Origin of the sequence: Amycolatopsis sp. NBC_00345 (assembly GCF_036116635.1) — a bacterium.
In the GTDB taxonomy this organism is placed as follows: Bacteria; Actinomycetota; Actinomycetes; order Mycobacteriales; family Pseudonocardiaceae; genus Amycolatopsis.
The window spans coordinates 4,072,108-4,096,637 of the sequence record NZ_CP107995.1 but is presented as its reverse complement, the minus strand read 5'-3'; the positions used below and the strand labels follow the sequence as shown (position 1 = coordinate 4,096,637).

Genomic DNA, 24,530 nt, shown 5'->3' with positions numbered 1-24,530 from the left:
CCCGGTGGCGATCGACGTCCTCTTCTTCGGGGTCGGCCTGCTCGCGGTGGCCGCCGGGCTCTGGCGCGCGTCGCGGGCCCGGCGCACCGGCGCGGGCGCGGGCCTCGCGACCACCTTGATCGCGCTCGGCTTGGCGTTCTGCCTGCTGGCCGACAGCGCGCAGGCGATCGAAAGCCGGATCTACCCGAGCCTCGGGCGGCTGTTGTCGAACCTGGCGACGATGGTGGCCGCGTACGGCATCGAGGTCACGGTCGCGGAGATCGGCGGCGTCGCGCACCGTCGCCGCCGGAGCCGGCAGGCCGCGCTCGCCGTCGCGCTGGTGGTGCTGGTGGCGTCGTTCTTCGCCACGTCCGGGCTGCCGAGGGGGATCGGGCTGTTCGACGAGCTGTACCGCTCGAACCCGACGCTGGTGGTCTACATCTTCGTGTACACGCTGTATCTGGGCTTCGCGGTGGTGGACATCGCGATCGTGTCGGCCGGGGCGATCCGCGCGGGCACGGGCGCGCTGCGGGCGGGACTCGGCGTGATGCTCGTGGCGTGTGCGTTCGCGCTGGCCTACCTGGCCGGGAAGATCGTCGCCGTGATCGGGGACCTGAACTCGGCGCACCCCGTCGCCGTCCCGTGCCACGGCGCCTTCTCGAACCTCAAGTGCTCGCTGGACGTCGGGTTCCCGGCGGTTTCGGTGCTCCTGATCGTGGTCGGCCTGACCATGCCCGCGCTGCCGGCCGCGGGCCGCGCGATCCGGGACGCGCGCACCCGCGCCGCGTTGCGCCCGCTGCGGGAGCACCTGACCGGGCGCTTCCCGGACGTGGTGCGGCTCGGTGCCGCCGGCGTCACCGGCCGGGAGCGGCTGCTCACGGCGATGAGCGAGGTCAACGACGGGCTGATCCTCGCGGGGGTCACGCCGTCGATGCCGCCGGACGCGGCCGCGCGGACGGCGCGCTCGGGAGCGCCGCCGGAGACCGGGACGCTCGCCGACGCCGACGGGGACGCCGCGTTCTCCGCCGAGGTGGCGCGGCTGCGCGCTATCGCGCGGGCGTTCCGAGCGGAGCAGTCAGCCGGAGCTGCCAGCCCTGCTCGGTGAGGACCACCAGGTGCAGCGTCTCGGCGCGGCCGGAGACGGGCAGCAGTGCTTTCGCCGCCGCGGCCACCGCCTGGTCCTCGGCGTCCGTGCCGCCCATCGCGATGGTCAGGTGCACCGGCGGCCGCGGGCCGAACCGGCCACCGTAGGGCGGGACGTCCGGCCACTGCCCGCAGACGGCGTCGGCCAGGGGTTGCAGCGCGGGCGCCGCGGCCGCGACGAACCCGGCCGTGACGACCAGTTCCGTGAGGCGCACGTCTACGGCGCCGTGCTCAAGCGCGAGCGCGGCGACGGCCTGGTCGACCTCCTCGGTGAGCTGCGCGGCGGGCAGGAACGGGTACAGCGCCGTGACGTGCGGCGGCAGGCCCGGCCGCACGAGCGCGGGGTTCACCGCGCGGGCGGCGTCGAGCAGTCCTTCGGCGGCGGGCAGCTCGACCACGAGCGCGCTGGTTCCGGGAGTGGGCACGGGACGATCCTCCCCTACCCGCGGGAACCGGGCCCGGCCGGGGTTTGTCCATTGTGGACTTCCCGGGCTCGGGGCGCCCTGAAGGCCACCTTGAGGGCGTAGCGGACCCTGAAGGTGGCCTTCAGGGCATGCAGCCGGATCGCCCCGGGGTTCCGCCCATCGGCGGGGTTTTCGGCGTGAAGGAATGTCTCAGGATCGAAACCCTAAGTCTTCCCCAAGTTTTTCGCCGCCCATTCCGGGCCGCCCTACACTCGGTTGATGAAGATCGTCCTATGGACCGCATTGTGCGGATTGTGTGCCCTCGCCGGCCACGTGCTCCTGGGCGTCGTGGCGGTTTCCCTGCTCCTGGCGTGCGTTCCGGTGCGCCGGCGGACCGAGCACGGAACACCGGAAAGAGAATTGATCAGTACCCGCGGCTGACATTCCGGTGCCGCGCCCAGGGGTGGGTAATAAGTAATCGGGGGGATTCACCGGTAATAACCGTCGACGGGGACCCTGGCCTCGTCGAACAACGCCGGGCCCTCCTTCGTGAAGCCCGCCCCCGTGGCGGCGGGCTTCAGGGTGCCCAGCTGCCCGGTCGAGAGCGCGAACACCACCCGGCCCAGGCCGGAGCGCTCGATCGCGCCCGCGCACATCCCGCACGGCTCGCAGCTGGTGTACATCGTGGTTTTCGCGGCCGTGGCGGGGTCCAGCTCGCGCGCGGCCCAGCGCGCCAGCTTCAGCTCGGGGTGCGCGGTGATGTCCCCGTCGGTGACCGAGGTGTTCCGCGCTTCGGCCAGCACGGTCCCGTCGGGGGCGGCGAGCAGCGAGCCGAACGGCGGGTTGCCGTTCGCGCGGGCCTTCGCGGCCAGCCCGATCGCGTGGCGGAGCAGGTCGTGGGTCATGGTCGTTCCCCTGTGTGTTCTTGGGTGTGTGCTTTCCAGGCGTCCGCGACGGTCGCGAGCGCCCGCCAGGCGGCGGTGGGCCGCCGGGTCTCCTCCGGGTTACCGGTGAACGGGTCGAGCACCACGTCGGCGGCGCCGACCAGGCGCAGCTGCTCGAGGTCGCCGACCACCTGGTCCACGGTGCCCTCACCGGCCAGGCGCTGCTCGAGCGGCTCGTCCGTGAGCCGCAGGACGATCCGCGGGGCCAGCCCGGGCACCGGCCGGCCCGCGGCGTCGGCGTACGCCTTGAGCCGCGTGACCGCGTCCCGCAGCCAGGGCAGCTCGAACCGGAGCGGGTGCCAGGCGTCGCCGAGCCGGACGGCGCGGCGCAACGCGGCGTCGCTGCCGCCGCCGATCCACAGCGGCACGGGGCCGGCGCGGTAGTCCCGCTCGTCGGCCCACGCCGCGCGGATCGTGGTGAGGTATTCGTCGGTCAGGGCTCCGCGGCGTTCGAACGGCACCCCCAGCGCCGTGAATTCCTCCTTCGCCCAGCCGACGCCCACCCCGAGCACCAGCCGGCCGCCGCTGAGGTCGGCGAGGTTCGCCGCCATCCGCGCGGTCAGCAGGGGGTGCCGGTAGGGCACGATCAGCACGGTCGTGCCCAGCCGGACCCTGGTCGTCGCGCCGGCCAGCCAGGACAGCGCGGTGAACGGCTCGTAGAACGGTGCCGGGTACTGCGCGGCGACGTCCGGGGTCACCGCCACGTGGTCGGACACCATCAGCAGGTCGTAGCCGAGCCCTTCGCCGGTCTGGGCCCACGCCCGCAGCACACCCGGGTCGGTGCCGGGGCCGAAGTTCGGGATGTTCACACCAAGTCGCACGGGAAAAACGCTATCCGGGCGGCGCCGATCGGTGAAGAGACTCCTTCCGGCAGATCCGCGCTGACGCCGTGGATCTGCCGGTAGATTGCCGGGATGGCCGAGACTCTCGACGACACCGACTGGGCGATCCTCGCCGAGCTGCAGCAGGACGGCCGGCTCCCGCTCACGGAGCTGGGCAAACGCGTGAGCCTGAGCGCCTCGGCCACCACCGAGCGCGTGCGGCGGCTGGAGTCCCTCGGCGTGATCAGCGGCTACCGCGCCGAAGTGGACCTGGAGAAGGTCGGCTTCGCCGTGCTCGCCGTGGTGCGGCTGAAGTACCCCGGCAACCGGCACGAGCCGCTGCACCAGCTGCTCGCCGAGCGCACCGAGCTGCTCGAATGCGTCCGCACCACGGGCGACGACTGCTACACGCTGAAGGTCGCCGCCACCTCGATGGCGCACCTGGAGCGGGTGATGGGGGAGCTGGCGCAGTTCGGCAGCACGACCACCAACGTCGTCTACAGCCAGACGTTGCCGTATCGGGGGCCGCGCAAGCCTGCCTGAGGGTCCTTGGTGGTGCGCTCGTTGCGGCGGGAAAGTGTTGCCACTGCTGGGTTTCCGGCTCATCTCGCGAAAACTGTCGGTGGCGTGGGGTAGTACTGATGATCAACGTCACGACTACCTGGGGGAGCGATGAGCACCGACCTTCACCACCTCGAACACGGCACCGGCCGCCCGGTGCTGGCAGTCCACGGCTGGACACCCGACCACCGGCTGATGACCGGCTGCCTGGAGCCGGTTTTCGCCACCCGGCCCGGTTACCGCCGGATCTACCCGGACCTGCCCGGCATGGGGCGCTCGCCGGCCGGGCGCGCCCGCGGCTCCGACGACCTGCTGGAAGCGCTGGGCGGGCTGGTCGACGAGCTGTTCGGCGACGAGCCGTTCCTGCTGATCGGCGAGTCTTACGGCGGTTATCTCGCGCGCGGCCTCGCCCGGGAGCGGCCCGGGCAGGTGCTGGGGCTCGCGCTGGTCTGCCCGGTCGGGCCGCCGGTCCCGCACGCCGGGCGCGTCGTGCCCGGCCATGTGGTGCTCCGCGCCGATCCCGAACTGATCGCCGGGCTGGATCCGGCGGAGGCGGCCGAGTACACCGGCGTCGCGGTGGTCCAGTCCGCGGAGACGCTGGCCCGGTTCCGCGCCGACGTCGCGCCCGGCCTCGCCGTGGCCGACCGCGCGGCGCTGCTGCGGATGGCGCCGGGCTGGCCGCTCGCCGTCGCGCCGGAAACCGGGCCGCCGTACCGGAAACCGGCGCTGATCGTGTGCGGCCGGCAGGACTCCTCCACGGGGTACGCCGACCAGTACGCGTTGCTGGAGCACTACCCGCGGGCGTCGTACGCGGTGCTGGACCGCGCGGGGCACAACCTCCAGTTCGAACAGCCGGCGCTCTTCGAAGCACTGGTCGGCGACTGGCTCGACCGGGTCGCCGAGTGTTCACCTGGGCGTCCTTGATGACCGCGGCCGGGTGCGCCTAGCGTCGGGCCGTCTTTCCTATGCGGAGGTGTGCATGTCCACCGGGGATCTGAGCAGGCGGAACCTGCTGCGCGCGGGCGGGATCGTGGCGGCCGGGGCGGCGACGGGGCTGCTGCCCGGCGTCGCGTTCGCGGCTCCCGCGCCCGGCACGTCGCAGCAGACCAAGACCGTCACCGGCATGTTCAAGCCGGACGTGCCGGACTGGTACTACCTGCCCGTGGACGTGCCGCGCGGGGTCAAGCAGATCGACGTCGTCTACTCCTACGACAAGCCGGCGGTGCCGCCCGGCGTGCGCGGGAATGCTTGCGACATCGGGATGTTCGGCCCGGAGGGGCACGAACTGGGCAACACGCGCGGGTTCCGCGGCTGGTCCGGCGGGTTCCGCGACCGGTTCTCGATCAGCGCGACCGAGGCCACGCCCGGGTACGTCGCGGGGCCGGTCCGGGCGGGGCGCTGGCACGTGGTCCTCGGCCCGTACACCGTGGCGCCGCAGGGCCTGAACTACCGCGTGGACGTCACGCTGACCTTCGGCCCGGACGGCGCGCCGTTCCGGCCGAACCCGGCGCCGGAGAGCGCGCCCGCCCGCCAGCGCGGCCGGTCCTGGTACCGCGGCGACTGCCACCTGCACACCGTCCACTCCGACGGGAAGCGCACCCCTGAGCAACTGGTGGCCGACGCGCGCGCGGCCGGCCTGGACTTCATCGTGTCCACCGACCACAACACGAACAGCTCGCAGCTGGTGTGGGGCGACTACGCCACCGACGACCTGCTGATCCTGAACGGCGAGGAGGTCACCACCCGGTCCGGGCACTGGCCCGCGATCGGGCTGCCCGCCGGCACCTGGATCGACTGGCGCTACCGCGCGTCCGACGCGGCCGACTTCCGCCGGTTCACCGACCAGGTGCACCGCGCGGGCGGCCTGGTCACCGCGGCGCACCCGTTCGCGAACTGCTTCGGCTGCACGTACGAGTTCGCGTACGAGATCGCCGACCTGGTCGAGGTCTGGAACGGCCCGTGGACGCAGGACGACGAGGCGAGCGTCACGCACTGGGACGGCCTGTTGCGCGGCGGCCGCTGGATCCCGGCGATCGGCGACTCCGACGCGCACAACCCGGATCAGACCGTCGCCCTGCCGCACACCGTCGTGCAGGCCGGCAGCCTGCGCCGGGCCGAGCTGCTCGCCGGGCTGAAGGCCGGGCGCTCGTGGCTGGCCGAGTCGCAGGCGGTGAACCTGGAGTTCGGCGTCACCGGCGGCGGGCGCGGCGCGGGCATCGGGGAGCGGCTCGCCGCGGGCACCGGCACGCCGGTCACGGTCAGCGCGACGGTGGGCGGGGTGCCGGGCACCACCGTCACGTTCCTCGACCAGCTGGGGCCGGAGCACACCGAGACGGTGCCGGAGTCGGGCCGCGCCACGGTCACCTGGACCACGTACCCGCGCTACAGCCGGTGGGTGCGGGTGGAGGTGCGCCGTCCCTCGGGCGGGCCGAACACCACCACGCCCAACGCGATGGTGGCCATGTCGAACCCGATCTTCCTGGGCGCCGGGTCCTAGCGCCGGGCCCAGCACCAGGACCCAGCGCCGTACCCACACGCTCACCGCACCGGGGTCCCGGGCAGACTTGCCCCGTCCGGTGTTGTCAAGGGGTGGGGGTTTCGGGTGCGCGGGTGCGGCGTGCGGGCGGCGATCGTGGCTGTCGTGCTGGTCCTCGCGGCCGTGATCGTGGTGGTGGTCGTGCTCAACCGCAAGGGCGTCACGACGCCGGGGTGCACGGTCTCGCTGCCGAAGGACGCGAACGCCGCCGCGGCCACGCAGTTCACGCTGCAGCCGGACCAGATGGGCAACGCGGCGACGATCGCGGCCGTCGGGATCCAGCGCGGGCTGCCCGGGCACGCCGTGACGATCGCACTGGCCACGGCGCTGCAGGAGTCGAAGCTGCGCAACCTCAGCGGCGGCGACCGGGATTCGATCGGCCTGTTCCAGCAGCGGCCGAGCCAGGGCTGGGGCACGCCCGCGCAGCTGCAGGACCCGGTCTACGCGTCGACGGCGTTCTACGAGAAGCTCGTGGAGCTGGACAACTGGCAGACGCTGCCGATCACGGAGGTCGCGCAGTCCGTGCAGCGCTCGGGCGCCCCCGACGCCTACGCCCAGTGGGAGCCCGAGGCCCGCGCCGCGGCGTCCGCCCTCACCGGCGAGTTCCCGGCGGCGCTGACCTGCCGCAACCTCACTGTCGGCCTGCCCACGGCGAACCTGGTGACCACCGCGGAGGCCGAACTCGGCACGGCCAAGCTCAGCGGCCCCCACCCGGCCGCGCAGGGCTGGGCGTTCAGCAGCTGGCTGATCGCCCGCGCGATCCCGCTGGGCATCGACAAGGTCAGCTTCGCCGGCCAGACCTGGACCGCGGACACCGGCGCCTGGACCGAGGATTCCGCCGCCGGGCCCGACCTGTCCCTGCACCAGGTGACGACGCCGCCGACGAGCTGACGGTGCGATCGCCGGGCGGTGCTGTTCAGGTGACGGCTCTGCCGCCGAGTTGAGGATGCCTCGCTGGGCGGTGCTGTCCAGGTGACGGCTCTGCCGCCGAGTTGAGGATAGCTCGCCGGGCGGTGCTGCTCAGGTGACGATTCTGCCGCCGCGTTGAGGGTGTGTCGCTGAGCGGTGCTGGTCGGCTGCCGACTCTGCCGCCTAGGTGTGCGCACGACTCCGGTCGGGTCGGTCGCGGCCCGGTCGTGTGTCCGATGTGGACTCACGACCGGCGGCCGCGTCCGGCCCCGAGTCTTGAGCCGCCAGCCCGAGCCCACCAGCCCCGAGCCGCCAGCCCGAGCGACGGGCGCCGGGCGCCGGCCCAGTTCAGTGGGCGGCGAAGGCGTCCACCCCGGTCAGTTCCGCGGACAAGGCCCACAGCCGCGCCGCCTGGGCGGGGTCGAGGGCGTAGCCGCGGACGCCGGACTCCGGGCCGGCGTCGTCGGCGGCGAATTCCGCGATGTCGCAGTCTTCGCAGTACAGGCCGCCGAGGTCGTCCAGCTGGGGGGACGTGGCGGCCCACACCTGGGTGGCCGCGCCCTGCTCCGGGGTCTTGAACGTGACGAGCAGCTTGCCGCTCTCGTCGATCCAGCCGCGCTCGACCTTCTCCTCGTGCGACAGGTGGCGTTGCAGCGGCGTCATGATGCCGCCGGGGTGCAGGGCGAAGGCGCGTACGCCGCTTTCGCGGGCGAGGGTGTCGAGCTGGACTGCGAAGAGGACGTTGGCGGTTTTCGCCTGGCCGTAAGCCTCCCACTTGTCGTAGGGGCCTTCGGTGAAGTGCAGGTCGTCCCAGCGGATGTCGGAGAAGTGGTGGCCCCGGGAGGAGACGGAGACGATCCGCGCGCCGGGGCGGACGGCTGGCCAGAGGCGGTTGATAAGGGCGAAGTGGCCGAGGTGGTTCGTCGCGAACTGGGCTTCCCAGCCCGGGCCGATCCGCGTTTCCGGGCAGGCCATCACGGCCGCGCTGTCGATGATCAGGCCGATGCGGCGGCCGGAAGCCAGGAAGCTTTCGGCGAAGGCGCGAACGCTCTCCAGGTCACCGAGGTCGAGGGCGGCGGTTTCGGCGCCGTCGACGTCCGCGAGGGCTTCCGCGGCGACGTCCGGGCGCCGGGCGGGGACGACGACGTGCGCGCCGGCCGCGGTCAGGGCCCGGGTGGTCTCCAGGCCGAGGCCGGAGTAGCCGCCGGTGACGATCGCGAGCTTGCCCGTGAGGTCGATCCCGGTGAGGACGTCGGTGGCGGTGCTGCCCCAGCCGAAGCCGGAGCCGATCTTGTGCTGCTGGTTCACGGTCATGACCCCAGGCTAGGAACTGGAGTGCACTCCGGGTCAACTCCGGCGAATGTGATCGACAGCGCTACGGCGGACAGCCGCCAGGCCGAGCCGCTGCGGTCAGCCGATCGCGGAGTTGTACAGCTGCTGGATGTCGCCGTCGAAGTAGGCGCTGTACGAGACGTCCGGGGTGTCGCCGCCTTGCTCGTAGCCGCCGATCACGCCGACGACGGTGCCGAGCCCGGTCACCGGGTCGGCGGCGGTGACCCAGGGGCCGCCGCTGGTGCCGTCCGGGAAGCCGGGGCAGGCGATGCGCTCCTGGTAGACGTCCGACTGCGAAGTCGTGTTCGCGCAGACCACCGGCTCCGAGGTGGTGTCGGGGTAACCGGTGAGGGTGACCTGGTTGACGAAGCCCTGGCTGATGCCGAGGCGGTTCGCTCCGGCCAGGCTCTCCAGCGACGCGGGGTTGCCCGATTGCGTGACGGTGAGGAACGCGAAATCGAGGTCCTGGTCCGCCGACGCCGTCCAGCCCGCGGGGACCGCCTCGGCGGTCACCGTCCAGCTGCCGTACGGCGAGACGCCGTCGTGGTAGCCGGGCACGAAGGTCAGACCGGAGGTCCCGCCGCTGAGACAGTGTGCGGCCGTGAGGACGAGATCGCCGGACGGGCTGTCCACCACGCTGGCCGAGCAGAAGTGGTTGCCACCGGAGAACAACGCGCCCACCGCGGGCGTCGCGGCGGTTGCGGGGGCAGTGGTCGCGGAGGCGGTGGTCGGGGCGGGCTGTGCGACGTCGCCGGGCCCGGGGGTCGGAACCGGGTAACCGGCGGCGAGCGCGGTCGCCTCGTCCGCCGGGTTGACCGTGGCCCCGCCCGCCAGCACGAGCATCGCCGCGGTCGAGACCGCCAGCACCACCCGGGAAACGTTGATCGTCACTTGTCCAGATCAGCACGCTTCGGGCCGCGGGGCATCATGGAAAGGCGGATGCACAGCAACCTCACAGTGGCCTGACAGCGCGCTGACAGCGGCGAAAGCGGCCATTGGGGTGAACCGGGACGACGGGGCGGCCGGGTGCGCACCCGGCCGCCCCCGCGCTCGTCAGACGTGCGTGACGAGCAGGGTCACGCCGGCCTCGCCGCCGCAGTCCACCAGGACCGGGCCGACGCCGTTGCCGATGTTCGGCGCGACGTTGGCCTTCGCGAGGAAGCCCGCCGGGTCGCTCTTCAGGATGGTGATGTTCACCAGCGTCGGGCGCTCGAAGGAACCGCCGACGACGGCCTTCAAGCCGGTGCCGCCGCCGCAGTTGCCGGTGATCGTGATCTCCTGGCCTCGTTCGGTGGTCGGGTTCGGGCTGACCTGGACGACCGCGCGGGCGCCCTTCGGCGGCTGCTGGGCCGCGTTCTGCATGTGCTGTGCCATGTTCTGCGTGCTCCCCGTGTTCTGCGCCGGGTTCGTCGAAGCGCCGGCGACGCCGATCGTGCCCGCGGTCAGCAGGACCGCCGCGGCCGCTCCGGTCATCAGGATTCCCTGCTTGCGTGTCAGCGCCATGACTTCTCCCCTGAGTCGGTGTCCACTTCGGACACTTGATCGGCCGGCCCCGCGATCCGGGGCTCATCCGGGTAGTCGCCAGTGCGGCGTGGCCGGTTCTCCGGACGGTCAAATGTGACTGGGGTCACGTTCGCGGCCGCGGAGTTCGACCGCGCGCCGGGTGGCGGGGGAGCGGTTACGATGACGGGAATTGTCGCCTGGATCCGTGCAGGGTGGTCGTTTCATGCGTGAGGCGGGTGAGGCGGGAGCGGCGCGGCAGCCGGGGGAGCGGTTGACCCCGCGGGTGGCGAAGCAGGTGCGCGACCTGATCATGACCGGCGCCGTCCGGGGTGGCGAGCGGCTGCGCACCGAGCACCTGGCCGAGCAGCTCGGCGTCAGCGCGACGCCGGTGCGCGAGGCGCTGATGTCGCTGACCGGCGAGGGCATGGTGGAGTTCCGGCCCGGCCGCGGGTTCAGCGTGGTGCCGGTGCGGCGCCGGGACGTCGTGGACCTCTACGACATGCAGGCCTACCTCTCCGGTGAGCTGGCGGCCCGCGCGGCCGAGCGGCTGACCGCCGGGCAGCTGGCCACGCTGGTGAAGCTGCAGGAGGAGCTGGAGGACGCCGTGCGCGCCGCCGACCTCGGCACGACCGAGCGGGCCGACTTCGAGCTGCACCGGATCGTCAACCACGCCGCGGACGCGCCGAAGCTCACCTGGATGCTGTCCCTGACGCTGCGGTACGTGCCGTTCACCGCGTACGCCGACATCCCCGGCTGGCCGCTCGCCGCCCGCGACGACCACGGCCCGCTGCTGCGCGCGCTCCGGACCCGCAGCGCCGGCCCCGCGCGCGACGCCATGCGGGCGCACATCCACAAGGCCGGCGACCTGCTCGTCGACTTCCTTGCCGCGCAAGGCGTGCTGGCCGGCGAGTGACGAACCCGCACTGAAGAACGGCGCTGAAGAACGGCACTGAAAAACGGCACTGGGCAGGCGGGCGCATTTTTCTATAGAGTCCGGTCGCGAACGGTTCCGGTCGAAGGAGACTCGGTGGAAGAGCGCAACGTGCTGTACGTCGGCGGCGAGTGGGTGCCGGGGGCCGGCGCCACGATCGCGGTGGAGAACCCGGCCACCGAGCAGGTGCTGGCGGTGATTCCCGAGGGCACGGCCGAGGACGCCGATCGCGCGGTGCGCGCGGCGCGGGAGGCCTTCCCCGCGTGGTCCGCCACCAGCCGGGCCGAGCGCGGGGAATGCTTGCGGCGCCTGCACGAGGGCCTGGTGAAGCGCGCCGAGGAGATCGGCGAGACCATCGCTCGCGACGTCGGCACGCCGTTGCGCATGGCCACGCGCATCCAGGCCGCGCTGCCGCAGACGGACGTGCGGACGTTCGTCGACCTGCTCGCCGAGGACGAGGCCGACGAGCGGGTCGGCAACTCGCTCATCGTGCGCGAGGCCGCGGGCGTGGTCGCCGCGATCACGCCGTGGAACTACCCGCTGCACCAGATCACCTGCAAGATCGCGCCCGCGCTGGCCGCGGGCTGCACCGTGGTGGTCAAGCCCAGCGAGGTCGCGCCGCTGAGCGCGTACCAGCTGTTCGACGCGATCCACGAGGCCGGTTTCCCGCCCGGCGTGGTCAACCTGGTCACCGGGTTCGGCCCCGTGGCCGGCGAAGCGCTGGCGACGCACCCGGAGGTCGACGTCGTGTCGTTCACCGGGTCCGTGCGCGCGGGCACCCGCGTGGCCGAGCTGGCCGCGCGCTCGGTCAAGCGGGTCACGCTGGAGCTGGGCGGCAAGTCCGCGAACGTGATCCTCGACGACGCGGACCTCGCGACCGCCGTGAAGGTCGGCGTTTCCAACGCCTTCCTCAACGGCGGCCAGACCTGCACGGCCTGGACGCGGATGCTCGTCCCGCGCGAGAAGCACGAAGAAGCCGTGGCGCTGGCGAAGAAGTTCGCCGAGGGCTTCACCCCCGGCGACCCGCTGGACCCGAAGACGAAGCTCGGCCCGCTGGTTTCGGCCGCGCAGCGCGAGCGCGTCCGGGAGTTCATCGCCAAGGGCGTGGCCGAGGGCGCGACGCTGGTGACCGGCGGCGCCGACGCCCCGGCCGGGCTGGACACCGGCTATTTCGTGGCGCCGACGGTGTTCGCGGACGTCGACCCGGATTCCACCATCGCGCAGGAGGAGATCTTCGGCCCGGTGCTGTCGATCATCCCGTTCGACGACGAGGCCGACGCGCTGCGGATCGCGAACAACTCGCGTTACGGCCTGCACGGCGCCGTCTGGTCGGCCGACCCGGACCGCGCGCTGGCCTTCGCGCGGCGTGTGCGCACCGGCCAGATCGACGTCAACGGCGGCGCGTACAACCCGCTCGCGCCCTTCGGCGGGTACAAGCAGTCCGGCGTCGGCCGGGAGATGGGCCGCTCCGCGATGGCCGAGTTCACCGAGGTCAAGTCCATCCAGCTCTGATCCGTTTTTCCGTGCCGGACAAGGAGAAGACGCCGTGGTCAAAGCCGTTGTCGTGCGCGAGCCGGGTGCGGAGCCGGAGGTACTGGACGTCACGCTGCCGCCCGTCGGGCCGGCGGACGTGCGGGTGCGGATCACCGCGGCGGGCGTCTGCCACTCCGATCTGTCCATGGTGGACGGGACGCTGAGCCCGCAGTACCCGTTCGTGCCCGGGCACGAGGCCTCGGGCATCGTCGCCGAGACCGGCGCGGAGGTGACGCACGTCCGGCCGGGTGACCGCGTGGTGCTGAACTGGGCCGCGGCCTGCCGGGAGTGCTGGTTCTGCCGGGCCGGCGAGCCGTGGCTGTGCGCCGCGATCGAAGGGATCACCACCTTGCCCCGCGGGGAGGTCGGCGGCGAGCAGCTGCACGTCGTCCTCGGGGTCGGCGGCTTCGCCGAGGAAACGGTGCTGCCCGGCAAGTCCGTCGTGCCGCTGCCCGCCGGTGTCCCGCTGGACCTGGCCGCGCTGATGGGCTGCGCCGTGCTGACCGGCATCGGCGCCGTGCGCAACACCGCGAAGGTCCGGAGTGGACAGTCAGTGCTCGTGATCGGGCTGGGCGGCATCGGGTTGTGCGCGGTGCTCGGGGCGAAGCTCGCGGGCGCGTCGCCGATCATCGCTGTGGACGTTTCGCCGGAGAAGGAGGAGCTGGCACGGGCCGCCGGGGCGACGCACTTCCTGCTCAGCGACGCCAAACTGGCCCGGCCGGTGCGCGGGCTGACCGAGGGCCGCGGCGCGGATCACGCGTTCGAGTGCGTCGGCGCGGCCGCCACGATCCGCGCCGCGTGGAGTTCGGTGCGCCGCGGCGGGCACTGCACCGTGGTCGGCGTCGGGCGGCGCGATCAGGAGGTGGTGTTCAACCCGCTGGAGATCTTCCACTTCGCGCGCACGCTCACCAGCACCGTGTACGGCGCGTCGGACCCGGACCGCGACATCCCGCTGCTCGCCGAGGAGGTCCGCTCCGGCGCGCTCGACCTGGAAACCCTGGTGACACACCGGATTTCGCTCGCCGAGGTGCCCGAAGCGTTCGCCCGGATGCGGGCGGGCCATGGCGCGCGGTCGCTGATCATGATCGGGGAGCGATGACCCTCACCGCGCCGGGCGTCGCAGCCCGTCCAGTACGAGGGTGATGACGCCGTCGGCCTCGGCCCGCCAGTCGGGGCGGTCATGGGCCGCGCCGATGCCGTGCAGGGCCATCATGACGGCACCGGCGCCCACGTCGTCGCGGATGGAGCCGTCTTTCACCGCGGCGGCCACCAGATCGGTGACGGCCCGCTCCAACGCCTGACTGCCCTCGGCGAGCGCACCCGAGCCGGCGGCCATGAGCGTGGCCAGTGTCCGGGCGAGGCCCTGGTGGGCGTGCATGTGGTCGACCATGACGCGCAGGAAGGTCGCCAAGGCCTCCTCCGAGGGCAGGGTGGCCTGCAGCTGACGGGCGCGGTCGCGCAGCGTGGCGACCTCCTCGTGGTAGACGGCCTCGGCCAGTGCCTCCCGGGTGGGGAAGTGGCGGTACAGCGTGCCGGTGCCCACCCCGGCCAGGCGGGCGAAATCGTCGAAGCGCAGGTCGAAGAAGCCGCCGGTGCCGAAGACTTCCCGGGCCGTGGCGAGCAGGGCGTCACGCTTGCGCTGGGCGTCGGCCCGGAGCGGCTTGGGGGCGGTCATGCGCTACCTCGCGTTGACGAGTGGAGATGATCTTCATAGAAAGTGGAGATTTCCTCCAGATCGTACCCCCACGAGGTGCAGCCGCTCAGTCAGCCACATCCAGCGCGGCGCGGATCATGCTGTCCGCGTCGATGCCGTGGTGGCGGTAGACGCTGTCGAGGTCGCCGGACTGGCCGAACTGCGTGACGCCGAGGTGGGCGGCGCGCACGCGGTGCACGTTCGCCAGGAAGGCGAGGGTGTGCGGGTGCCCGTCGAGCACCGTGACCATCGGGGCGGACCGCTCGGCCGGCAGCGCGGAGTCGAGGATCCAGGTGTCGGCACTGCCCTGTCCGGCACTGCCCTGCCCGGCGCGGGCCTGCAGCGCGCGGAACAGCAGGCCGGGGCTGGTCACGCAGACCACGTCGGCGTGCTTGCCCAGCGCGTCCAGCCGGTCCGCGGCGGTGAGGGCCTCCGTGACGAGCGCGCCCATCGTCACGATCGTGACGTCCGGGCTCGCCACCGCGGCGGTGCGGAGCGGGTACGCGCCGGCCACGACCTGCCGGCGGCGGCGTTCGCGGGCCGCCGGGTCCGACGGCACCGCGGCGAGGCTCTGCTCCACCGGCCGCGTCGAGAGCCGCAGGTACGCCGAGGTCCCGTCGGGGCGGCCGAGCCGGGCCAGCGACGCCAGCAGCGTCCACTCCACGTCGAGCGCGAACGCCGGCTCGTAGGTGATGCAGCCCGGCTGCTCCAGGCCCACCGACGGCGTGGTCACCGACTGGTGCGCGCCGCCCTCCGGGGCCAGCGTGACGCCCGAGGGCGTGCCGACCAGGATCGACTGCCCGCCCGCGTAGATGCCGAACGACCACGGCTCCAGCGCGCGCTCCACGAAGGGGTCGTAGAGCACGCCGATCGGCAGCAGCGGCCGTCCCCAGCGCGACCAGGTCGCGCCCAGCTCGCCGAGCGCGCCCACCAGGTTCGTCTCGGCGATGCCCAGCTCCAGGTGCTGGCCGGTGGGCCGCTCGCGCCAGTGCAGGATCGTCTCGGGGTCGTCGGCGAACCAGTCGACGCGCTCCTGCGGCGACCACACGCCGACCTTGTTGACCCAGCCGCCGAGGTTGGTGCTCGACGAGACGTCGGGGCACAGCGTGACGACCAGCTTCGCGGCCTCCGGCGCCTCACGAGTCAGGTCCAGCAGCGCGCGCCCGAGCGCGGCCTGCGTCGTGGCGCGCCCGGACGGCGTCCGGCCGATGTCCGCAGGGATCGGCGGAATCCGGTGCGGCACAACGGGTTCCCGCCGCAGCCGCGTCGCCGTGTCCGCGCACAGCCGGGCGGCGGCCGAGCCGTCCTCGAACTTCCGCCACGGCTCGCCGGGCGAGGTGCCGACGCGGGCGGCCAGCTCGCCGACCTGCCCGGCGGTCAGCAGCGACGAGTGGTTCTGCGGGTGGCCCTCGCTGGCCAGGCCGAAACCCTTGACGGTGTAAGCGAAAACGACCGTCGGACGGCGGTCGTCGATGGCGTCGAACGCGTCCAGCAGCGCCGGCAGGTCGTGGCCGCCGAGGTTGCGGATGGCCGCGTGCAGCGTGGTGTCGTCGAGGGTGTCCAGCAACGGCGACAGCTCCGGCGACGCGAGCCGCTCGCGCAGCTGGGCCGGGGTGCAGCGCAGCAGCCGCTGGTACTCGGGGTTGGCCATCTCGTCGATGCGGCTGCGCAGCGCTTCGCCGCCGGGGCGCTCGAACAGGTCCTGCAGCAGGCGGCCGTACTTGACGGTCAGCACCTGCCAGCCGGCCGCGTCGAACATGCCCTGCAGGCGGGTCGCGCCGATGTTGGGCACCACGCGGTCGAGCGACTGGCGGTTGAGATCGACGATCCACACCACTTCGCCCAGCTCGGCGACGGTCGGGTCGAGCACCGCCTCCCAGACGGCGCCCTCGTCCAGCTCGGCGTCGCCGACGAGCGAGTACTGGCGGCCGGTGCCCGCGCCGCCCGTGCTCGACTCGACGTAGCGGCGGGCCATCGCGCCCCACAACGGCGCGGTGGCCCCGATGCCGACGGAACCGGTGGAGTAGTCGACCTGGTCCGGGTCCTTCGAGCGCGACGGGTAGCTCTGCAGCCCGCCGAACTCGCGCAACGACGTCAGGTAGCGCTCGTCGAGGTCGCCGAGCAGGTAGTTGATCGCGTGCAGCACGGGGGAGGCGTGCGGCTTCACCGACACGCGGTCCTCGGCGCGCAGCCGGGCGAACCAGAGCGCCGTCATGATCGACACCATCGAGGCGCTGGACGCCTGGTGCCCACCGACCTTGAGCCCGGTCGGGTTGGGGCGCACCCGGTTGGCGTGGTCGATGATCGCGGTGGAGAGCCAGAGCACGCGGTCCTGCACCTCGCGCAGGACGTCGGTTCCGGTCTCGCTGGTGCGCTCGGGTGCGGGGCTGCTCACGTCGTCGTGGACCTCTCTTGGGCGGAACGTCTCCTCCAGTCCAACAGAGCTGGGTAGGCTGCACAACTGAAGCGTCGCTCATTGAGCAGAACGCCCAGAACGGCGCCTGCGGGCGCGGAGAGGACTGCGCAGCATGCCCAGTGCCCAGCGGCTCGACGCCACCGACGCCCGCATCCTGCTCGCCCTGGGGCGCTCGCCCCGCGCCACCGCCGTCGCGCTCGCCGACGAGCTGGGCCTGTCCCGCAACACCGTGCAGAGCCGCCTCGCGCGACTCGAGCAGGGCGAGGCGCTGCGCTCGGCCGAGCACCGGATCGACCCGGCGGCGCTGGGCTACCCGCTCACCGCGTTCGTCACCGTGCAGGTCGTGCAGCGGCTGCTCGGCGACGTCGGCCGGTCGCTGGCCGCCGTGCCGGAGGTGCTGCGGGTGCACGGGCTGACCGGCCCGTCCGACCTGCTGGTGCACGTCGTCGCGGCCGACGCCGACGACCTGTACCGGATCGCCGGGCAGATGCTCGAGATCCCGGGCGTCGAGCGGACGACCAACGCGCTCGTGATGCGCGAGATGGTGCCGTACCGGATCACCCCGCTGCTGGAACGGGCGGCGGCAGGCAAGTGACGCACCGGTGCCTCCGGTGCGTCACCACGGTCCGGCCGGTTCAGCCCGCTTCGCCGGACTGCCGTTCCCGCTTGCGCTTGAGCAGGTCGTGGTGGACCCACCCGAGCGCGGGGATGGCGGCGAAGCCCCACAAGAACAAGCCGGTGCCGCCGGTGAGCAGACCGAACACGACCATCAGCACGACGGTGACGTCGGCCAGGACGAGGGTGGTCAGCCACAGCCGGGAGCGCGACGGGGGCACGCCCTGGCTCAACGCGGCCACGAACGCGGGGTCGCTCGCGGCCAGCTCTTCTTCGATCTTCCGCAGCACACTGCGGTCTCGATAGGGCAGCATGACCCCTCCTCGGGACGGATCGGGCCGATGATCGCACCTACAGTTGAGTACCCGACCTGCCCCTGCGTCAAGCACCGGTTTTGCCGGAATAATCGGCAAACCGGTGCCAAGCCCGGTGCCAGCCCCGCTTCGCGGCGGCTTCCCGGGCCGGGCGCAGGTCCTCCGTCAGACCGGCTGGTCCAGGTAGGCGCGGACCGACGCCATCTCCCGGGACAGCTCGGCGCCCAGCTCTTCCCGGTCGGTGGGGGGCCCGGTCATCTCCCGGACCAGCATGGTGGAGGAGAGGCGCTGCAGGTGCCGGGCGCGGTCGAAGCGGCGCGCCATGAAGGCCGGCAACGCGTCCGCCAGCGTCCGCCGCGTGAGTTCTTCGGCCAGCACCACCGCGTCTTCGAGCGCCTGTGACCCGCCCTGCGAGAGATGGGGCACGACGGCGTGGGCGGCGTCGCCGATCACGATCGCCCGGCCGGTGTGCCATGGCGCCGGGAGGCGCACCTCGAACAGCGGGCTGTAGATGATCTCCTCGGCCGGCGGCAGGTTCTCGCGGACTTCGGCGACCAGCCCGGTGTATTCCGCCAGCCGCTCTTCCAGCAGGTCCCGCCAGCCGGCCGGCTCGTGGTAGGGGTTGCCCGGCTCGGCGGTGACGTGGAACAGGTACATCTCGTCCTCGGTGAGGGGCACCAGGCCCGCGTCGGTCGTGGCGCCCGCGAACTTCGTCATCGCGCCGACCCGGCGGGGCATCTTCGGCTTGGCACGCCAGCACGAGTAGCCGGTGAACACCGGCCCGGCCTGGGCGCCGAACAAGCGCGTCCGCAACGGCGACCGTAGGCCCTCGCACCCCACGACCAGGTCGTATTCGACCTCCCGGCCGTCGCTCAGCCGGACCTGCGCCGCCTGCGGGCCTTCGGTGAACTCCTCGATCTCGACCCCGAGCCGCAGCCGCGCGCCCGCGGCGATCGCCGCCGTGCGCAGGATCCCGGCGAGCCGGGCGCGGGTGATGCCCAGGTACCCCGGCACACCGTCCGAAGAGGACGGACAGGGGAGCGCGACGATCTGCTCGCCGGCGGCGTCGCGCCGCACGTACTCGTCGAAGACGTACCCGGCGGCGACGGTTTCGTCGAGCACCCCGAGCGTCTTCAGCATCCGCAGGGCGTTGTTCGGCACGCTGATCCCGATCCCGGTCACCTCCAGGTCGGCCCGCACCTCGACGACGTCGACCGCCACCCCCCGGCGGGCCAGCGCCCCGGCCACCGCCAGGCCGCCGATCCCGCCGCCGGACACCAGTACCCGCTGGACCTTCGTGTTCACGATTGCTCCTGTTCCGCTGAGGTCAAACCGAAAATACGTACCGGGTTGTCTTCCATGATCTGCCGGGCGGTGTTTTCTCCACCACGGAAAGCAGTGCGCCGACGGGATCGGGCGAGGCCCTGTCGTACGGCGCGTCCGTGCCCAGCGGGCGGTCGAGCACGGACGTGCCGGCCTCGACGCCGACCGCGCCCGCCGCGGCGTCGAGGCCGGCTTCCGCCGGCCGGCGCAGCTTCACCGCCGGATCGGTGAACTCACGGGTGAGCGTGAACCGGACGCCGTCGGCCGTGACAGTGTCCCCGTCGACGGAGACCGGGAAACCGGACCTCGCGATGTCCACAAGTGACTCGGGAACCACGTGGTTGTGGGTGTCCCAGCGCACGACTGCCTCCTGGGGGACGGGATCCGGTCAGGACTCGTCGCGCAGCAGGTGCGCCTCTCGCGGCCGGTGCCGTCGGACCGCCTCGTGATTGGTCGAGTCGGCGCCCAGGTAGACGCCGCGCTCCCAGGTCCGCCGCAGCGGATCGCTGACGGTGACGCCCATCCGGCCGATCCCGCCGATCTCGACCACCAGCCGTTCCCCGTCCTGGACGGCGCCGAGGCCCTCGTGGTTGGTGCCGCAGGCCAGCACGTCGCCGGAGTTCAGGGTCATGATCGAGGAGGCGAAGGCGACGATCTCCGGCACCTGGTGCTCCATGTCGCCGGTGGAGTAGTCGTGCCGCAGCTGTTCGTCGTTCCACATCCGCACGCGCAGGTCCTGCGGGTCGGCGATCTCGTCGGCGGTCACGATGCACGGCCCCAGCGGCGCGAAGGTGTCGAACGACTTCCCCATCCAGCTGCCGGACCGCCAGGTCATCCGGCCTTCGCCCCGCGCGGTGATGTCGAGGAAGCAGGTGTAGCCGAACACCGCCCGGCGCCAGTCCGGCGCGGCCACGTCCTTCGCCGGCCCCTTGACGACGACGCCCAGCTCGGCTTCGTGCATGAAGATCCACGGGTCGCGGGTGGCGGGCAGCCGTACGGTGCCCTCCGGCCCGAGGACCGAGTCCGGGCTCTTGAGGAACATGTTGAGCGGCCGCGGCTCGCGGGTGGCGTGCTCCCAGTAGTTGCCGATGCAGCAGACGATCTTGCCCGGCCGCTGGAGGGGCGCCTGGAGCCGGACCTCCGCGAGGGGGGTCGCCGGCCCGGAAGCGGCCAGGCGGGCCAGTTCGGGCCGGAGGTCCTCGTAGCGGTCGATGAGTTCGATCATCGGTTCGGCCCGGCCGTCGCGGGACAGCAGGTGGCCCGCGTCGGCGACACCGCCGGCGGTCAGCACCCCGACCGACGGCGGTCCGGTATGGGTGAAGGTGACGAGTTTCATGGTCAGTCCTTGGTGGGTGCGTCGAGGCAGGCGATGCCGTGCGGGCCCTCGCCGACGGGCATGGTGCCGGTCACGGCCATCTCGTCCAGGTCGACGACCGAGACGGTGTTGTCCTTGTAGTCGCACACGTAGGCGGTGGTGCCCTCGGCGTTGGTCGTCACGTTGAGCGGGAAGCGGCCGACGGGGATCCGCGGCCCCAGCTCGCGGCTCGCGAGGTCCAGCACTTGGACGAACCCCTGGCGCAGCACCGGGTTCTCGTTCCAGACGTCGAAGTTGAAGCTGGTGAACACGACCCGGCGGCCGTCCGGCGTGACCGTGACCGCGCCCGGCCCCTCCTCCAGGGTGAGCGACTCCGCCAGGCTCTCGGTGGCGACGTCCACGAGGTAGAGGTGCGGGGACTGCTGGCTCGCCGCGAACACCTGGGTGCCGTCCGGGGAGACGGCGATCCCCTCGGTCCCGTGCGGGGTTTCGATCCGGCCGGTGACCGTCATCGACCCGACGTCGACCACGGTGATGAACGGGTCCTCCTTGTTGGCGGTGAACACCTTGGCGCCGTCCGGGGTCAGCGTGAGCCAGTGCGGCCCCGACGCGCCGACCGGGACCGACCCGACCACCTCGTCGGTCTCGAGGTCGAGCGCGATCAGCTCGCCGCCGTGGGACTCGCAGGTGATCAGCATGGTGCGCAGGTCGGGCGAGAGCTGCAGCCCGTGCGGCCCCCAGTGCGGGGAGAGGTCGACGCTGCGCAGGTGCCGCAGCCCGTCGATCGCCACCACTTCCAGGAAGTGCGAGGCCTTCTCGTAATGGTTGTAGAAGCCGTCCTCGTAACTGATGCTGACGTAACCGAGCCCCCGCTGCCGGTCCACGGCGACTTCGTGGGGCATGGACCGCGTCGGCAGCACGGCGAGCTGCTCGAAGGTCTCGGTGTCACGCAGTTCGATCGCGCTGGCCTCGGTGTCGGCTATCAGCAGGCTGGACACGATGTGCTCCTCAGGGATTCGGTGCGGATGAAGGAAATCTGGGGCGAAGGCCGGTTGATGCTCAGGCCGGCGGCACCCGCCGCGCCGGCACGAGCACCGTGCCGGCGACCGCGATGAGGGCGAGCACCACGCTCAGCACGATGATCGTGGTGGCCGAGCCGTAACTGCCGACGAGGAGCCCGAACGTGATCGACAGCAGGCCCATGCCGAGGTAGGCCACGACGAAGAACACCGAGAGGACGCCGGCCCGGGAGGCGTGCGCCGCGGACTCGGCGGAGAGCGAAAGCCCGTTCTTGAACAGCATTCCGGTGCCCGCGCCGGTCACCGCGGCGGCGGCCAGGAACAACGCGAGCGAAGGGTTCGCGATGGACACCGACGTCGCCGCCAGGCCCGCGAGGTAGCAGAGGAGACCCAGGTAGGTGAGCAGGCGGGGGCCGAGCCGCCCGAGGACCAGCTGAGCCGCGGCAGAGGCCCCGAACACCGCGAACGTGGCCAGGCCGCCGACGAACACGTCGTGGATGCCGAGATCGTCGCGGATGACCAGCGCCCCGACCGAGGAGAACACCCCGCTGGCGCCGAAGGCGGCGAACCCGAGCAAGGTGGCGCCGGTGAACACCGCGCGCCGCCCGGGGCGGAGGCTCATCCTGGGCGCGGCGGCGCGCGGCGCGGCGGCCAGGTCGACGGTCTCCGGGGTCACCAGCACCAGCGCGAGGCACACCAGCACGAGCAGGCCGAGGATGACGTACGGCGTCCGCAGCGGGTCCGGCAGCCATTCCGCGATCGCGCCGGCCAGCAGCGGGCCGAGCGCGAGCCCGCCGAGGCTCGCGCCGGCCGCGACCAGCCCCGGGAGCTTCGGCGCGGTGACGTGCGGCCGGGCCTGACGGTCGAGGTCGGCGAGGTAGGCGGTGGCGCTCGCGGCCATCAGCCCGACTCCGAGGCCGGTCAGGAGCCGCCCGGTGAGCAGGCCCGCCAGCCCGGTCCAGGCGATCAGGACGTAACCGGCGGCCAGGGTGAGGAACAGCGCGGGCGCGATGATCCGCCGCCGGCCGAGGCGGTCGGACAGGTGCCCGAGGAAGACCAGGCTGAGGATGATCCCGGCGACCATGATCGCGAAGGCGATGGTCACCCAGAGCGGGCCGAACCGGTCCACCTGCTGGTAGATCGTCCACAGTGGAGTGGGGGCGGTGCCGAACGCGCTGAGCGCGGCGTAGGCGGCCGCGACCACCCAGAATCCGGCGGAGGGCGGCAGGTGCCGGCCGGCCCCGGCGGGGGTGGCGGGGACCGGGACCGCGGCCGGCGGCCGCGGCCTCGTCTGCTGCGTGGCGTGTTCCATGCCGACCATGGTCGTCCGGCGCTACCATCCGTGGCAGAGCATCTGAAGATCTCTGGTATCTCTTGGGGAGATGGTAGGTGTGGAAATCCGGCAGCTGAGGCACTTCCTGGCGCTGGTCGAGGAGGGCAGCTTCACGGAGGCGGCCCGCCGGGAGTTCATCGTGCAGTCCGGGCTGTCCTCGTCCATCCGGGCGCTGGAGAGCGATCTCGGCGTCGCGCTCTACGTGAAGGGCACCCGGCCGCTGCGGCTGACCGCCGAAGGGCGCGCCCTGATCCCGGCGGCCCGCGAGGCAGTGCGCGGTTTCGACTCCGTCCACGAAGCGGTCGGGCAGGTCAGCCGGCGGCTGGCCGGGCGGTTGCGCATCGGCGTGTTCACCCATGTCGAGCACATCGTCCCGCTGGTGGCGGTGCTTTCCCGCATGACCGTGCTGCATCCGGGGCTCGAACTGAGGCTGGCCCAGCTGCCGACCGAGGAGATGGTCCGGCTGATCACCGTCGGGCGGCTGGACTGCGCCATCCTCTCCGCCACCGAGGCCGCGCGGCAGGAGCTGGACATCACCGGGCTCGCGGCCGAACCGTTCGTGCTGGCCGGCTCCCGCCGCCACCCGTTGCGGCATGCCGGGTCGATCGCCCTGAGCGACCTCGCGGACGAGCGGTTCGTCGACGTGCCCCGGTACTGGGCGGTGCGCACGCAGCTCGACCAGCTCTTCCTGGAGGCCGGGCTGCGCCGCAAGCAGGTGTGCGAGGTCGACGACTGGGGCATGGCCCTCGACCTGGTCGCTGGCGACGTGGGGCTGGCGTTCCTCCCCAGGGCCGTCGCCGAGCAGGGCCGCGATTCCGGGGTCTGGCACCGGGTCCTGACCGACGTGGAGGTCGAGCGCCGGGTCGATTTCGCCCTTCCCCGCGGCTACGCGGCGAGCCCGGCCGCCCGGCGGCTGCAGATCGAGCTGGTGGCCGCCGTCTCCTGAGACGGGACAGCCGGCCGCAGTGGCTTCCGGGGCGAGCTGAGCCCCATTGCAAACTGAAACACGTTCTAATAATGTGCCAGGGGTGAGATACGGGATCGTGCTCTTCACCAGCGACCGGGGGATCACCCCGGCGGCCGCGGCGCGGGCGGCGGAGGACGCGGGCTTCGACGCCTTCTACGTCCCCGAGCACACGCACATCCCGGTGCGGCGCTCGGCGCCCCATCCGCGCACCGGGGACGAAACCCTGCCGGACGACCGGTACCTGCGCACGCTGGACCCGTGGGTCGCGCTCGCCACCGCGGCCTCGGTGACCACCCGGATCCGGCTCGCCACCGCCGTCGCGCTGCCGGTGGAGAGCGATCCGATCACGCTGGCCAAGACCATCGCGAGCCTCGACCACCTCTCCGGCGGCCGGGTGACGCTCGGCGTCGGCTTCGGCTGGAACACCGACGAGCTGGCCGATCACGGCGTGCCGGGCAAGAAGCGCCGCACCGCGCTGCGCGAGTACCTCGAAGCGATGCGCGAGCTGTGGACGAACGACGAGGCGAGTTACGCCGGCGAGTTCGTCGAGTTCGGCCCCAGCTGGGCGTGGCCGAAACCGGTGCAGCCGCGGGTCCCGGTGCTCGTCGGCGCGGGCGGCACGGAGAAGACGTTCCGCTGGATCGCGCGCTCGGCCGACGGCTGGCTCACCACTCCGTCCGAAGTGGACATCGAGGAGAACGTCGCGCTGTTGCGGCGGATCTGGCGCGAGGAGGGCCGCGAGGGCGAGCCCGAGGTGGCCGCGCTGGGGCCACGGCCCGACCCGGCGCTGCTCGACCGGCTGGCGGCGGCCGGCGTGACCGAGACGATCTTCGGGCTGCCCGACCGTGAGCCCGCCGAAGTCGAGGCGTGGCTCGGCCGGCTGGCCGGGAAGCTCGGCCGGGAAAGGATTACCGGATCCTGACAACTTGCTGACCGGTA

General features: G+C 72.5%; 25 protein-coding genes. 11 read left to right on the top strand and 14 right to left on the bottom strand.

Translation table 11 applies throughout. From position 1 onward, the window contains the following. The first annotated feature begins 4 nt into the window (after positions 1-4). Complete coding sequence (locus OG943_RS17990; RefSeq protein ID WP_328610936.1) at positions 5-1,084, top strand: hypothetical protein; 1,080 nt, start codon at positions 5-7, stop codon at positions 1,082-1,084. On the opposite strand, the gene OG943_RS17985 is transcribed toward OG943_RS17990, so the two are convergent. The 3 genes from OG943_RS17985 to OG943_RS17975 all read right to left on the bottom strand — a co-directional run bounded on the left by OG943_RS17985 (position 1,026) and on the right by OG943_RS17975 (position 3,291). After that, entirely contained in the window at positions 1,026-1,547 is a 522-nt protein-coding gene (locus tag OG943_RS17985; RefSeq protein WP_328610935.1) for a 2'-5' RNA ligase family protein, read from the bottom strand. The genes OG943_RS17990 and OG943_RS17985 overlap by 59 nt on opposite strands. A 467-nt stretch (positions 1,548-2,014) precedes the next feature. Then, positions 2,015-2,431, bottom strand: a complete 417-nt coding sequence (locus tag OG943_RS17980) for a nucleoside deaminase (RefSeq protein WP_328610934.1) — start codon at positions 2,429-2,431, stop codon at positions 2,015-2,017. Beyond that, positions 2,428-3,291: an LLM class flavin-dependent oxidoreductase gene (locus tag OG943_RS17975; RefSeq protein ID WP_328610933.1), complete on the bottom strand. Its 864-nt coding sequence runs from the start codon at positions 3,289-3,291 to the stop codon at positions 2,428-2,430. The genes OG943_RS17980 and OG943_RS17975 overlap by 4 nt, the downstream gene beginning before the upstream one ends. Before the next feature lie 93 nt (positions 3,292-3,384). Here OG943_RS17975 and OG943_RS17970 point away from each other — a divergent pair, with 93 nt between their 5' ends. The 4 genes from OG943_RS17970 (at position 3,385) to OG943_RS17955 (ending at position 7,279) form a co-directional block, all read left to right on the top strand. After that, complete coding sequence (locus OG943_RS17970) at positions 3,385-3,834, top strand: Lrp/AsnC family transcriptional regulator (RefSeq protein ID WP_328610932.1); 450 nt, start codon at positions 3,385-3,387, stop codon at positions 3,832-3,834. Positions 3,835-3,963: 129 nt separating this feature from the next. Then, on the top strand, positions 3,964-4,776 hold the full coding sequence (locus tag OG943_RS17965) for an alpha/beta fold hydrolase (protein WP_328610931.1): 813 nt from the start codon (positions 3,964-3,966) through the stop codon (positions 4,774-4,776). Positions 4,777-4,831: 55 nt separating this feature from the next. Beyond that, positions 4,832-6,349, top strand: coding sequence for a CehA/McbA family metallohydrolase (locus OG943_RS17960; protein WP_328610930.1), 1,518 nt, complete (start codon positions 4,832-4,834; stop codon positions 6,347-6,349). Positions 6,350-6,469: 120 nt separating this feature from the next. Further along, positions 6,470-7,279, top strand: coding sequence for a hypothetical protein (locus tag OG943_RS17955; protein WP_328610929.1), 810 nt, complete (start codon positions 6,470-6,472; stop codon positions 7,277-7,279). A 366-nt stretch (positions 7,280-7,645) separates the two neighbouring features. On the opposite strand, the gene OG943_RS17950 is transcribed toward OG943_RS17955, so the two are convergent. The 3 genes from OG943_RS17950 to OG943_RS17940 form a co-directional block, all read right to left on the bottom strand. After that, positions 7,646-8,611 carry an SDR family NAD(P)-dependent oxidoreductase gene (locus OG943_RS17950; protein WP_328610928.1) on the bottom strand — a complete coding sequence of 322 codons (966 nt, stop codon included), beginning with the start codon at positions 8,609-8,611 and terminating at the stop codon, positions 7,646-7,648. A 96-nt stretch (positions 8,612-8,707) separates the two neighbouring features. Then, positions 8,708-9,520: a trypsin-like serine peptidase gene (locus OG943_RS17945; RefSeq protein WP_328610927.1), complete on the bottom strand. Its 813-nt coding sequence runs from the start codon at positions 9,518-9,520 to the stop codon at positions 8,708-8,710. A 162-nt stretch (positions 9,521-9,682) separates the two neighbouring features. Beyond that, positions 9,683-10,132, bottom strand: coding sequence for a hypothetical protein (locus OG943_RS17940; RefSeq protein ID WP_328610926.1), 450 nt, complete (start codon positions 10,130-10,132; stop codon positions 9,683-9,685). 223 nt (positions 10,133-10,355) lie between these two features. Between OG943_RS17940 and OG943_RS17935 the strand changes: the two genes are divergently transcribed. From OG943_RS17935 to OG943_RS17925, 3 genes are all read left to right on the top strand, one after another. Beyond that, positions 10,356-11,045, top strand: coding sequence for a GntR family transcriptional regulator (locus tag OG943_RS17935; protein WP_328610925.1), 690 nt, complete (start codon positions 10,356-10,358; stop codon positions 11,043-11,045). A gap of 114 nt (positions 11,046-11,159) precedes the next feature. Next, positions 11,160-12,575, top strand: coding sequence for an aldehyde dehydrogenase family protein (locus tag OG943_RS17930; RefSeq protein WP_328610924.1), 1,416 nt, complete (start codon positions 11,160-11,162; stop codon positions 12,573-12,575). Positions 12,576-12,609: 34 nt separating this feature from the next. Then, on the top strand, positions 12,610-13,695 hold the full coding sequence (locus OG943_RS17925) for a Zn-dependent alcohol dehydrogenase (RefSeq protein ID WP_328610923.1): 1,086 nt from the start codon (positions 12,610-12,612) through the stop codon (positions 13,693-13,695). Positions 13,696-13,698: 3 nt separating this feature from the next. Here OG943_RS17925 and OG943_RS17920 read toward each other — a convergent pair whose 3' ends face one another. Together OG943_RS17920 and OG943_RS17915 are read right to left on the bottom strand one after the other, a co-directional pair. After that, positions 13,699-14,271: a TetR/AcrR family transcriptional regulator gene (locus OG943_RS17920; protein ID WP_328610922.1), complete on the bottom strand. Its 573-nt coding sequence runs from the start codon at positions 14,269-14,271 to the stop codon at positions 13,699-13,701. An 85-nt stretch (positions 14,272-14,356) separates the two neighbouring features. Next, on the bottom strand, positions 14,357-16,684 hold the full coding sequence (locus OG943_RS17915; protein ID WP_328610921.1) for a transketolase-like TK C-terminal-containing protein: 2,328 nt from the start codon (positions 16,682-16,684) through the stop codon (positions 14,357-14,359). A gap of 133 nt (positions 16,685-16,817) precedes the next feature. On the opposite strand from OG943_RS17915, the gene OG943_RS17910 reads away from it, so the two are divergent. Further along, positions 16,818-17,300, top strand: coding sequence for an Lrp/AsnC family transcriptional regulator (locus OG943_RS17910; protein WP_328610920.1), 483 nt, complete (start codon positions 16,818-16,820; stop codon positions 17,298-17,300). Between the two features lie 40 nt (positions 17,301-17,340). Here OG943_RS17910 and OG943_RS17905 read toward each other — a convergent pair whose 3' ends face one another. The 6 genes from OG943_RS17905 to OG943_RS17880 all read right to left on the bottom strand — a co-directional run bounded on the left by OG943_RS17905 (position 17,341) and on the right by OG943_RS17880 (position 22,603). Next, the gene (locus OG943_RS17905) at positions 17,341-17,634 is read right to left on the bottom strand and encodes a DUF3040 domain-containing protein (protein WP_328610919.1); all 294 of its coding nucleotides are present in this window, start codon (positions 17,632-17,634) and stop codon (positions 17,341-17,343) included. A 165-nt stretch (positions 17,635-17,799) separates the two neighbouring features. After that, positions 17,800-18,939 (bottom strand): FAD-dependent monooxygenase, encoded by a 1,140-nt coding sequence (locus tag OG943_RS17900; RefSeq protein ID WP_328610918.1) that lies wholly within the window; start codon positions 18,937-18,939, stop codon positions 17,800-17,802. Positions 18,940-18,961: 22 nt separating this feature from the next. Continuing rightward, positions 18,962-19,318, bottom strand: a complete 357-nt coding sequence (locus OG943_RS17895) for a hypothetical protein (RefSeq protein WP_328610917.1) — start codon at positions 19,316-19,318, stop codon at positions 18,962-18,964. A 27-nt stretch (positions 19,319-19,345) separates the two neighbouring features. Next, positions 19,346-20,293: a fumarylacetoacetate hydrolase family protein gene (locus OG943_RS17890; protein WP_328610916.1), complete on the bottom strand. Its 948-nt coding sequence runs from the start codon at positions 20,291-20,293 to the stop codon at positions 19,346-19,348. Between the two features lie 2 nt (positions 20,294-20,295). Continuing rightward, positions 20,296-21,270, bottom strand: coding sequence for a YncE family protein (locus tag OG943_RS17885; protein WP_328610915.1), 975 nt, complete (start codon positions 21,268-21,270; stop codon positions 20,296-20,298). A 61-nt stretch (positions 21,271-21,331) separates the two neighbouring features. Continuing rightward, positions 21,332-22,603: an MFS transporter gene (locus tag OG943_RS17880; RefSeq protein WP_328610914.1), complete on the bottom strand. Its 1,272-nt coding sequence runs from the start codon at positions 22,601-22,603 to the stop codon at positions 21,332-21,334. 70 nt (positions 22,604-22,673) lie between these two features. Between OG943_RS17880 and OG943_RS17875 the strand changes: the two genes are divergently transcribed. Beyond that, positions 22,674-23,570, top strand: coding sequence for a LysR family transcriptional regulator (locus OG943_RS17875; protein WP_328610913.1), 897 nt, complete (start codon positions 22,674-22,676; stop codon positions 23,568-23,570). A gap of 82 nt (positions 23,571-23,652) precedes the next feature. Beyond that, complete coding sequence (locus OG943_RS17870; RefSeq protein ID WP_328610912.1) at positions 23,653-24,513, top strand: LLM class F420-dependent oxidoreductase; 861 nt, start codon at positions 23,653-23,655, stop codon at positions 24,511-24,513. Positions 24,514-24,530 lie beyond the last annotated feature (17 nt).

Excerpts from the sequence above, each read along its gene's own strand:
- OG943_RS17910 (WP_328610920.1), top strand. The coding sequence starts at position 16,818 with ATGCCCAGTGCCCAGCGGCTCGACGCCACCGACGCCCGCATCCTGCTC.
- OG943_RS17935 (WP_328610925.1), top strand. The coding sequence starts at position 10,356 with ATGCGTGAGGCGGGTGAGGCGGGAGCGGCGCGGCAGCCGGGGGAGCGG.
- OG943_RS17970 (WP_328610932.1), top strand. The coding sequence starts at position 3,385 with ATGGCCGAGACTCTCGACGACACCGACTGGGCGATCCTCGCCGAGCTG.
- OG943_RS17950 (WP_328610928.1), bottom strand. The coding sequence starts at position 8,611 with ATGACCGTGAACCAGCAGCACAAGATCGGCTCCGGCTTCGGCTGGGGC.
- OG943_RS17940 (WP_328610926.1), bottom strand. The coding sequence starts at position 10,132 with ATGGCGCTGACACGCAAGCAGGGAATCCTGATGACCGGAGCGGCCGCG.
- OG943_RS17920 (WP_328610922.1), bottom strand. The coding sequence starts at position 14,271 with ATGACCGCCCCCAAGCCGCTCCGGGCCGACGCCCAGCGCAAGCGTGAC.
- OG943_RS17880 (WP_328610914.1), bottom strand. The coding sequence starts at position 22,603 with ATGGAACACGCCACGCAGCAGACGAGGCCGCGGCCGCCGGCCGCGGTC.
- OG943_RS17875 (WP_328610913.1), top strand. The coding sequence starts at position 22,674 with ATGGTAGGTGTGGAAATCCGGCAGCTGAGGCACTTCCTGGCGCTGGTC.
- OG943_RS17960 (WP_328610930.1), top strand. The coding sequence starts at position 4,832 with ATGTCCACCGGGGATCTGAGCAGGCGGAACCTGCTGCGCGCGGGCGGG.
- OG943_RS17980 (WP_328610934.1), bottom strand. The coding sequence starts at position 2,431 with ATGACCCACGACCTGCTCCGCCACGCGATCGGGCTGGCCGCGAAGGCC.
- OG943_RS17905 (WP_328610919.1), bottom strand. The coding sequence starts at position 17,634 with ATGCTGCCCTATCGAGACCGCAGTGTGCTGCGGAAGATCGAAGAAGAG.
- OG943_RS17890 (WP_328610916.1), bottom strand. The coding sequence starts at position 20,293 with ATGAAACTCGTCACCTTCACCCATACCGGACCGCCGTCGGTCGGGGTG.
- OG943_RS17965 (WP_328610931.1), top strand. The coding sequence starts at position 3,964 with ATGAGCACCGACCTTCACCACCTCGAACACGGCACCGGCCGCCCGGTG.